The sequence below is a fragment of the Aquipuribacter hungaricus genome, assembly GCF_037860755.1.
Taxonomy (GTDB): Bacteria; Actinomycetota; Actinomycetes; order Actinomycetales; family JBBAYJ01; genus Aquipuribacter; species Aquipuribacter hungaricus.
In genome coordinates this window covers 1-1,346 of the sequence record NZ_JBBEOI010000426.1, presented here as the reverse complement: position 1 = coordinate 1,346, position 1,346 = coordinate 1, and the positions used below count along the sequence as shown (strand labels likewise).

The following is a 1,346-nucleotide window of genomic DNA, read 5'->3' as shown; positions in this document are numbered from 1 at the left end:
CCACGCCGTGGCGGGCCGCCGTCGTCGTCCCGCTGCGCCCGCTGCTCGCCGAGCCCGGTGCCGTCGAGGGCACGACCCTCGGGCTCGTGGCCGCCGGCCCGGACGAGGGCCGGGCCCGGGTCGCCGTCCTCGCCGCCGACGGGTCCGAGCTGGCGTCGCGTCCGGTCGACCTGCCCGCGGGGGGCGCCCCCCTGGTGCTGCCGCTGGTGGGGCTGCTCGAGGGGCTGGACCGGGCCCAGGTCGCCGGGCTGTCCGTCGGGTCCGCCGCCGGGGCGCACGCCGGCCTCGAGGTCGTCCTCGCCGACCCCGACGGGGAGCTCGTCGCGGGGACGTCGCTGCCGGGGCCGCAGCCGCCCACCAGCCAGGTCCGCCTGGTCCGCGACCGGTCCTGACCCAGGCACGAGCGGCACGACCGGCACGACCGGCGGCCGCGCCGGGGGTCAGGCCTTAGCCCTCGTCGTCCTCGACGACGGAGGGGTCGATCTCCTCGGGCGAGCGGGCCAGCAGCGTGGCGACCTGCTCCACGACCACCTCGTGGACCAGGCGGGGCAGGTCGTCGTCGGCGCGCGCCTCGACCGGGCGGCGGTAGACCACCAGCCGTGCGGGGTGGCCCTCCTCGGCGGCGAACACCCGGCCCAGCGGGGCCACCTGCTCCTCCCACGGTCCGGGGTCGCTCGGCGGCACGAGCTCCACCGCCACGTCGACGTCGACCAGCGCCTCGCCCCAGCGCGGCTCCAGCCGTGCCACCGCGTCCAGCACGTAGGCGTCGAAGCGCTCGGAGCGGGTGCGCGCGCCCGGCAGGCCCGGGGCGAGGACCTCGCCGCGCAGGCCCCTCCCACGGCGGTCGCGCCGCCGTCGCCGCGGGCCGGTCGGGGTGCGTCCGTCGGTGCCCACGCGGCCACGCTAGCCCCGGTCGGGACCCGTCCCGGCGCGCCCCGGCACGGCGCCGCGGGAGCGGGGACCCGGCGGGCTAGCGTGGCGGGGTGCGATCCGGTCGACGTTGCTCCCGCTCCGGCTGCGCCCACGACTCCGTCTCCACGCTGACCTACGTGTACTCCGACTCCACGGCGGTCCTCGGCCCGCTGGCGACGTACGCGGAGCCGCACTCCTACGACCTGTGCGAGCACCACGCCGCCCGGCTCACCGCCCCGCGGGGATGGGAGGTCGTCCGGCTCCAGGTCGACGACCACGGCCCCACCGGTCCCAGCCACGACGACCTGCTCGCCCTCGTCGAGGCCGTCCGCGAGGCCGCGCGCGAGCCGTCTGGCCGTGCGTCGCGCGCCGGCCGGCTGCCGGCGACGTCGGGGGACCGGGCCGGCCTGCTGCCGGAGCCGCCCGTGCGCGGC

3 protein-coding genes are annotated in these 1,346 nt (G+C 79.6%); 2 read left to right on the top strand and 1 reads right to left on the bottom strand.

The genetic code is table 11. From position 1 onward, the window contains the following. Window positions 1–392 (top strand): hypothetical protein (locus tag WCS02_RS20370; protein ID WP_340296143.1); only part of this gene is annotated, 392 nt, incomplete at its 5' end. Window positions 393–447: 55 nt separating this feature from the next. Here the strand turns inward: WCS02_RS20370 and WCS02_RS20365 are convergent. Then, window positions 448–894, bottom strand: a complete 447-nt coding sequence (locus WCS02_RS20365; RefSeq protein WP_340296141.1) for a metallopeptidase family protein — start codon at window positions 892–894, stop codon at window positions 448–450. A gap of 89 nt (window positions 895–983) precedes the next feature. Here WCS02_RS20365 and WCS02_RS20360 point away from each other — a divergent pair. Then, window positions 984–1,346, top strand: a 363-nt coding sequence (locus WCS02_RS20360) for a DUF3499 domain-containing protein (protein ID WP_340296140.1), incomplete at its 3' end; no start/stop codon positions are given.